Source organism: Vreelandella subterranea (assembly GCF_900111305.1).
GTDB classification, from domain to species: Bacteria; Pseudomonadota; Gammaproteobacteria; order Pseudomonadales; family Halomonadaceae; genus Vreelandella; species Vreelandella subterranea.
On the sequence record NZ_FOGS01000008.1, the window covers coordinates 202,321 to 209,874 of the forward strand.

The 7,554-nt window shown below is 56.4% G+C and carries 5 protein-coding genes and 2 rRNA genes; 4 read left to right on the forward strand and 3 right to left on the reverse strand.

The window, feature by feature from the left end; translation table 11 throughout:
• Position 1 precedes the first annotated feature (1 nt).
• Positions 2-661 carry a TetR family transcriptional regulator C-terminal domain-containing protein gene (locus tag BMX75_RS13130; protein ID WP_092828620.1) on the reverse strand — a complete coding sequence of 220 codons (660 nt, stop codon included), beginning with the start codon at positions 659-661 and terminating at the stop codon, positions 2-4.
• Between the two features lie 200 nt (positions 662-861).
• On the opposite strand from BMX75_RS13130, the gene xdhA reads away from it, so the two are divergent.
• Genes xdhA through guaD form a run of 4 tightly spaced genes read left to right on the forward strand, consistent with a single transcriptional unit; the run spans position 862 to position 6,910 of the window.
• On the forward strand, positions 862-2,316 hold the full coding sequence (gene xdhA, locus BMX75_RS13135; protein ID WP_092828622.1) for a xanthine dehydrogenase small subunit: 1,455 nt from the start codon (positions 862-864) through the stop codon (positions 2,314-2,316).
• Complete coding sequence (xdhB, locus tag BMX75_RS13140) at positions 2,300-4,723, forward strand: xanthine dehydrogenase molybdopterin binding subunit (RefSeq protein WP_092828624.1); 2,424 nt, start codon at positions 2,300-2,302, stop codon at positions 4,721-4,723. The genes xdhA and xdhB overlap by 17 nt, the downstream gene beginning before the upstream one ends.
• Positions 4,720-5,592, forward strand: a complete 873-nt coding sequence (xdhC, locus tag BMX75_RS13145) for a xanthine dehydrogenase accessory protein XdhC (RefSeq protein WP_092828626.1) — start codon at positions 4,720-4,722, stop codon at positions 5,590-5,592. Before xdhB ends, xdhC begins: the two co-directional genes overlap by 4 nt.
• Before the next feature lies 1 nt (position 5,593).
• Positions 5,594-6,910 (forward strand): guanine deaminase, encoded by a 1,317-nt coding sequence (guaD, locus tag BMX75_RS13150; protein WP_092828628.1) that lies wholly within the window; start codon positions 5,594-5,596, stop codon positions 6,908-6,910.
• Positions 6,911-7,000: 90 nt separating this feature from the next.
• On the opposite strand, the gene rrf is transcribed toward guaD, so the two are convergent.
• Positions 7,001-7,116, reverse strand: a 5S ribosomal RNA gene (gene rrf, locus BMX75_RS13155).
• Between the two features lie 142 nt (positions 7,117-7,258).
• A 23S ribosomal RNA gene (locus BMX75_RS13160) occupies positions 7,259-7,554 on the reverse strand; the annotation flags it as partial.

The following is a 7,554-nucleotide window of genomic DNA, read 5'->3' on the forward strand; positions in this document are numbered from 1 at the left end:
ATCACCGCGGCGCTGCGAGAGATGCATCGGGGCGCTGAACGCCACAGCCTTTGATGATCACCTGCTCAAGAAATTGGCAAATCGATTCGAGGTCTGCTTCCTCCAGTGCCTCTTTACCCAGAATCCCGGTGACCTGGGCACTATATTCAGCGTAATGCTGAGTAGCGGACCAAATGAGAAAAATCAGCAAGTGCGGGTCCAGGTCGTCCATCTTGCCCTGATTCGACCACTGACGAATGATGGCCGCTCGAGAAGCGACCCACTCGCGTAGTTCGCCAGACAGATATTTATTTAGAAAAGGCGCCCCGGCTAAAATTTCAGCGGCAAACAGTTTTGAGCCTTCAGGATAACGCTGACCAAGCACTATCTTGGTGCGAATGAATTCGCTGAGCACACGTCCCGGGTCGCTTTCTGGCGTGATGTCCTCAAGCACCGCATTCCATCGGCTCATCATGCGATTGAGCAACCGGACATAGAGCGCCTGTTTGCTGCCCATGTAATACAGAATATTTGCTTTGGGCAGACCGGCTTTATCGGCAATCGCCTGGAGGCTCGCTCCCCGGTAACCATATTGCGAAAACACCTGTTCAGCCGCGCGCAAAATGCAGTATTCGATGCGGTCCCGACCGACGTTATCCTGGTCTGCTGTTTCAGCCGTCATTCACTGAGTTCCTTTATCAGGTGCTGGGTAGATGAGTGTGGAAGTTAACGGCGCTTCACGTTACATGCTCCAAAGCCCCGCACAATACGGTTCTTCGCACCTTATCAGGGCAACAATCGAAGCCTTGCATAACCGTCCATTTTGTCTCAAGCTCAAACGATATTGACCGATCGGTCAAAACAATGAAAACGGAGTTTGGTATGGCGACGATTGAGTTTTTGCTCAATGGCACCCCCAGGCAATGCGATGTGCCACCGGACACGAGCATTTTAACGCTATTACGCGACCATTTGGGGATGACGGGCACTAAAGAGGGGTGCGCCTCCGGCGATTGTGGCGCCTGTACGGTCGCCATTCGCAACCGGAGTGATGCTGGATCGTGCTTTCAAAGCGTCAATGCCTGCATCACGCCTGCACACCAGCTCAACAGTCGGCATCTGGTCACCGTCGAAGGCTTGGCGCAAGGCAATCAGTTGCACCCTGCGCAGCAGGCCATGGTTGAATGTCACGGCAGTCAGTGCGGCTTTTGCACGCCGGGTATCGTCATGTCGCTGTTTACGCTACATACCACTCAGCAGCGCCGCCCTACCCCTTTGACCCCTGAACGCCTTGAAGCCGTGCTAGGTGGCAATTTATGCCGCTGTACCGGCTATCGCCCTATCCGCGATGCAGCCTTGGAAATGCAATCATTGCCCTGGCAGCCCCCTCAATGGTTTGACGCCTCATTACCAGCGACCTCAGTGTCCAACCCTGATCGGATCGATGAAAACGCATCGCTGTTTGCCCAGCCAAGCACGCTGGATGAACTGACCAGAGTGCGCCGCCGTTACCCCAATGCGCGCCTCGTCGCCGGTGCAACGGATCTATGGCTGGAAAACACTCAGCGCCTGGTCGAACTGGATCAACTGATTGATGTTACCCGGGTAGACGAGCTCCGCCGGATTGAGGAAGCCTCTTTTCAGGGACAATCAGGCTGGTGGGTAGGCGCTGGCGTCACCTACACCCAGCTTGAACCACTATTGGAGCCCCACTTCCCGGCCTTTGCCCATTTGTTACACCGTCTTGGCTCCCAGCAAATACGCAATACAGGCACCATCGGCGGCAATATCGCCAACGCGTCTCCCATTGGTGATACGCCCCCCGTTCTGCAGGCGCTTGATGCCTGGGTGGAACTGGCAAACGCTGACGGGTCACGGCAAATCCCGTTGAGTACGTTTTTTATCGATTATAAAAAGACCGCATTGGCTGCAGATGAAGTGGTCAGCCGGGTGTTTATTCCCAAACTGGCTGATACCGCTACACTGAGGGTCTGGAAACTCTCCAAGCGTCGGGAAGATGACATATCAGCGGTGTTGGGCGCTTTCTGCTATCGCCTGGAAGCAGGTGTCATGCTCGACGTGCGCATTGCGTTCGGCGGCATGGCCGCAACCCCTAAACGAGCCCTTGCGACCGAGAAAGCACTGGAAGGCAAGCCATTGTCGAAAACCAGCTTTCAAGCGGCCCAGCAGGCACTTGACGACGAATTCACCCCCATGAGCGATGTGCGGGGTAGCCAGCTTTATCGCCAGCAGGCCGCTCGCAACCTGCTAGAGCGCCTGTACCTGACGCTTTTTGCGCCCAACCAGGAGGTGATGCTCCATGCGTACGCTCACTAGACTCGATGCCGACAGCCACCGAGCCCGCCGCGAACTGCATGACCATATTCAAGGCTCCGGGCCACTTGCTCGCCATACGGTCGATAGCCAGAGTCAACGCCAGGCGGGCAGTACAAGCTTTCACGAAAGCGCTCACAAACACGTCACGGGTAAGGCAGCTTACATTGACGATATCAAAACGCCGGCAGATGCCCTGCACGTTGCGCTTGGCTTATCGCTAGTCGCCCATGGCACGTTAACTAAGCTCGACCTTGAGGCGGTCAGACAGGCACCTGGGGTGATCGATGTTATAACGTTTGATGACGTACCGGGGCACACTGACATTGGCCCGGTGTTCCCGGGTGACCCTATTTTCGTGGACCGGGAAATCAGCTATGCAGGCCAGTGTCTCTTTGCAGTGGCTGCGACCACCTTACAGGCCGCGCGCCGGGCCGTGAAACTTGCCAGGCTGGATATCGATGAACACCCTGCCAGCCTTGATCCTGTCGCGGCTACCGAGCGTGAAGAGTTCGTTCGCCCGACCCACGTTCAAGAGCGTGGTGACTGGCAGGCAACCCTGGAACAGGCATCGCAGCACATCGAGGGCGAGCTTTTTATTGGTGGACAAGAGCATTTCTACCTGGAAGGACAGGCATGCATCGTCTTGCCCAGCGAGGATGAAGGCGTCATCGTCCATACCTCCAACCAGCACCCAAGCGAGACCCAAAAGCTCGTTGCTGAAGTGCTCGGCATTCCTTTCCACGCGGTAACCGTTGAAGTGCGTCGCATGGGTGGTGGCTTTGGCGGCAAGGAAACCCAGGCCTCTCCCTGGGCCTGCATGGCTGCGCTTTTCGCCCGCCGAACGGGCAAGGCAATCCGTCTACGGTTGCCACGCAGCGAGGATACCCGCGCCACGGGTAAGCGCCATCCTTTCCATAACCGCTATCAGTTGGCGGTCGATCATCAAGGCGTCATCGAAGGTGGCGAGATCACCTTGATTGGCGACTGTGGCTACTCGCCCGACCTCTCTGACGCCATTGTCGATCGCGCCATGTTTCATGCCGATAACGCCTACTCGCTAGGCAATGCCCGCGTGACGGGGCATCGCGCCAAGACCCATACAGCCTCGAACACCGCCTTTCGCGGCTTTGGTGGGCCTCAGGGAATGATGATTATCGAAGCGGCCATGGATGATATCGCCCGTCGGGTCGGCGAGGACCCGCTGACCATCCGGAAGCGCAATTTCTACCGCCAGGGGCGCGACATCACCCACTATGGCCAGCGGGTTGATCAGACACAATTGCTTCACACCCTGGTGGATACGCTGGAACACAGCAGCGACTACTGGTCGCGTCGTGAGGCCATTACCGCCTTCAATGCAGCAAGTCCAATTATCAAAAAGGGGCTTGCCCTCACACCGGTCAAGTTTGGCATCTCGTTTACTGCTCAGCATCTAAACCAGGCCGGCGCACTGCTTCACGTGTATACCGATGGCAGTATCATGATCAATCATGGCGGGACGGAAATGGGCCAGGGCCTGCATACCAAGATCTGTCAGGTGGTCGCTCGAGAACTGGGGTTGGATCTGGACAGCGTTCGCATCAGTGCAACCCGTACCGACAAGGTGCCCAATACATCGCCCACTGCCGCCTCCAGCGGTGCCGACCTGAACGGCATGGCGGCGCGGGACGCCGCCAGCAAGCTCCGGGGGCGGCTGTTCGACTTTGCCGCTGAGCACTATTCAGAAGGTCTGGACCGTGAAGGTATGCGCCTGGAAGACGGTATGCTGATTGCCGGTATCGGCGAGAGTGAGCGCCGCATCCCCTGGGGGGAACTCGTCCAGACCGCTTATCTCAACCGTATTTCGCTCTCAGAAAAAGGCTTTTATGCCACGCCGCTGATTTACTACGACCGCGCCACCGGCCAGGGGCGACCTTTCTATTACTATGCCTTTGGCGCAGCCGTTGGCGAAGTCAGCGTGGATACACTAACGGGGGAATATCAGGTGGATCGCGTCGATATACTCCACGATGTGGGCGATTCCCTTAACCCTGCCATTGACATGGGCCAGGTGGAGGGCGGTTTCATTCAGGGATTGGGCTGGCTGACCAGCGAAGAGCTCAAGTGGAATGATAACGGCATGCTGATCAGCGACGGGCCAGCGACTTATAAAATTCCCACTTTCGGCGACCTGCCACCGATTTTCAATGTCGAACTGCTGGAAGGCCACCCCAACTCCATGGCGAGCCTTTATCGCTCCAAAGCCGTCGGCGAGCCGCCCTTCATGCTGGGGATTTGCGTGTGGTCAGCACTAAGGGATGCCCTTTCAAGCCTGACGGGCTATCAGGTATCGCCTCACCTCGACACCCCGGCGACGCCTGAACGGGTCATGTTGGCGGCCAACGCCATCAGGCAGAAAGCGTTATGACCTTAACCGCTCCAGAAAGCTGGCATGCATCATTACATCGCTTACAGCGTGATGGCATCCCCCATGTACTGGCCACTCAGGTGACCAGCGCAGGCTCGACCCCCCGCGAGCCCGGCGCGCGGATGGTGATTACTCTTGATGCTATCTTCGATACGCTGGGTGGCGGCACTTTCGAGTGGCAGACGATCAGCGCTGCACGTAACTTATTACAGCAGCAGCGCTTCGGCTTACACCTGGAAGCTTTTTCCCTGGGTGGGCGTAGCGGTCAGTGCTGCGGCGGCTTCGTCAACATCCTGCTGGAAGTCTTTCCCGGTGCAGAAGCCCATGTCGCTATATTTGGCGCGGGCCATGTCGGTCGCGAAATCGTTAACTTGAGCGCCCCCCTCGCTTGGCAGTTGCACTGGTACGATAGCCGAAGCGATATATTCAGTGAACAGCTACAACAGCAACCGCGTCTTGGCTGTCATAGGCTTGGCGATCCCCAGCGGGCAGTCTCGGAATTACCACCGCAAACGCATGCGCTCGTACTGACCCATAGCCACGATCAGGATTACGCCCTGATTGCAGGCCTCATTGAGCGCGATGATGTCGCTTCTATTGGACTAATTGGCAGCGACAGTAAATGGTCAAGCTTTCAGGGACGTCTAAAGCGAGCAGGCCATGACGCCGAGAAAATTAAGCGTGTGCGAAGTCCCATCGGACGCATCCACGCCACCAAGCTCAACAACAAGACGCCCTATGCCATTGCCTTGACCGTGGTCACCGAGCTGCTCTGGCTAACCGACACGCCCTCCTTACCAGAAACACGCGGCCTTGCGCCTGACGCTGCACGTGCTTTAGTTGACGATACGAAGACGACCCAGAGTTAATATGAATCCTACTACCGATACGTTTATTCGTGCCGAATTGATTAGTTTTGCCCGCGACCCTGGGGATGGCGATACGCCCGAGCCGGGCAGCTTTGAGCATTACGGCGACGGCTTACTCTGGCTGAAAGGCCAGCATATTCATGCCGTGGGCCATTTCAATGAATTACTGCCGTCACTACCGGAAAACAGTGATGTATTGGACTATCGCGATAAGCTGATCATGCCAGGGTTTATCGATACCCATGTTCACTATGTCCAGTTGGATATCATAGCCTCCTATGGTCGCCAACTGCTTGACTGGCTAAACGACTACACCTTCCCCGAAGAGTGTCGCTTTGCCAATCATGCCCATGCAGAAGCGCTATCCAATGCTTTTCTTGATGAAATGCTGCGCGCGGGTACAACCACCGCTCAGGTATTCGGCTCTAGCCATCCCGGCTCCGTGGATGCCTTTTTCTCCGCCTGTCAAAAACGTCAGTTGCGTATGCTGGTCGGCAAGGTATTAATGGACCGCAACGCGCCCGAGGGGCTTTTGGACGGCACGACGGGTATTGCCGACAATGAGCGGCTTATTGAAGACTGGCACGGCAAGCAGCGGCTGGGGTATAGCGTTACCCCACGCTTTGCGCCTACGTCGACCAAAACGCAAATGGATGCGGCAGGCGCTCTTCTGCGTAATGACCCCAGCCTATGGTTACAGACTCATCTAGCGGAAAACAGCGGGGAGCTTGACTGGGTGGCAGAACTGTTTCCCGGCAGCCGTGACTATTTAGCCGTATATGAAGAAGCAGGCCTTGTTGGCCCTCGCAGCACCTTTGCTCACGGCATTCATCTTGATAATGACATGCGTAAACGGTTGGCGGGTCGCGGTGCGAATATTGCTTTTTGCCCTAGCTCTAATCTCTTCCTAGGCAGCGGGCTCTTTGACCGAGAGGCCGCGAATGAAACCGGCATGGCATTTACCTACGCCAGCGATATCGGCGCAGGCACTGACCTATCAGGCTTTGGAACGCTTAAAGCAGCCTATCAAGTGGGTCAGCTACGCGGACAGCCACTTACCGCCTGGCAGGGTTTTTATGGTTTAACCAAAGGGAATGCAAGGGCTCTCTCGCTAGATAGCCATATCGGTCAATTGGCACCTACGCTTGAGGCTGACTTTGTAGTGATCGACCCCCAGGCAACGTCGCTGCTTAAGCGTCGTATCAACCACTGCACCACGCTTGGCGAGCGGCTGTTTGCATTGATGATGCTGGCCGACGACCGGGCCATCTATGAAACCTGGGCGGGTGGTATTTGCCAGCATCACAGGGATAATTAACCATCAGCTTTGCGAAGCTACCTTAACGGCGGCTTTTCTCTCACACAAACAAAAAACCCAGCCGGTGGCTGGGTTTTCTGCGGTGTAGGTGCCTGACGATGACCTACTCTCGCATGGGGAGACCCCACACTACCATCGGCGCGAAGCGGTTTCACTGCTGAGTTCGGCAAGGGATCAGGTGGTTCACGCTTGCTATGGTCGTCAGGCGTAACGGGCTGTATATCATGCTGTGCTGTGTTTTGTGAGCGTCTCTTACCAAGCCGTTGGATGGGCTCAGTACGCGTATCCGGTTCTCTGAGTGTCTTCACACTCGTCGTTATCATCACGACCAGACCCCTTGGGTGTTATAGGGTCAAGCCTCACGGGCCATTAGTACACGTTAGCTCAACGCCTTGCAGCGCGTCCACACCGTGCCTATCAACCAGCTGGTCTCGCTGGGCCCTTCAGGAGGCTCTCGGCCTCAGGGATGTCTCATCTTGAAGGGGGCTTCCCGCTTAGATGCTTTCAGCGGTTATCCCGTCCGCACATAGCTACCCGGCAATGCCACTGGCGTGACAACCGGAACACCAGAGGTGCGTCCACTCCGGTCCTCTCGTACTAGGAGCAGCCCTTCTCAAACATCCAACGCCCACGGCAGATAGGGA

Coding starts and splice junctions, on each gene's coding strand:
- xdhB (WP_092828624.1), top strand. CDS start 2,300: ATGCGTACGCTCACTAGACTCGATGCCGACAGCCACCGAGCCCGCCGC.
- guaD (WP_092828628.1), top strand. CDS start 5,594: ATGAATCCTACTACCGATACGTTTATTCGTGCCGAATTGATTAGTTTT.
- xdhC (WP_092828626.1), top strand. CDS start 4,720: ATGACCTTAACCGCTCCAGAAAGCTGGCATGCATCATTACATCGCTTA.
- BMX75_RS13130 (WP_092828620.1), bottom strand. CDS start 661: ATGACGGCTGAAACAGCAGACCAGGATAACGTCGGTCGGGACCGCATC.
- xdhA (WP_092828622.1), top strand. CDS start 862: ATGGCGACGATTGAGTTTTTGCTCAATGGCACCCCCAGGCAATGCGAT.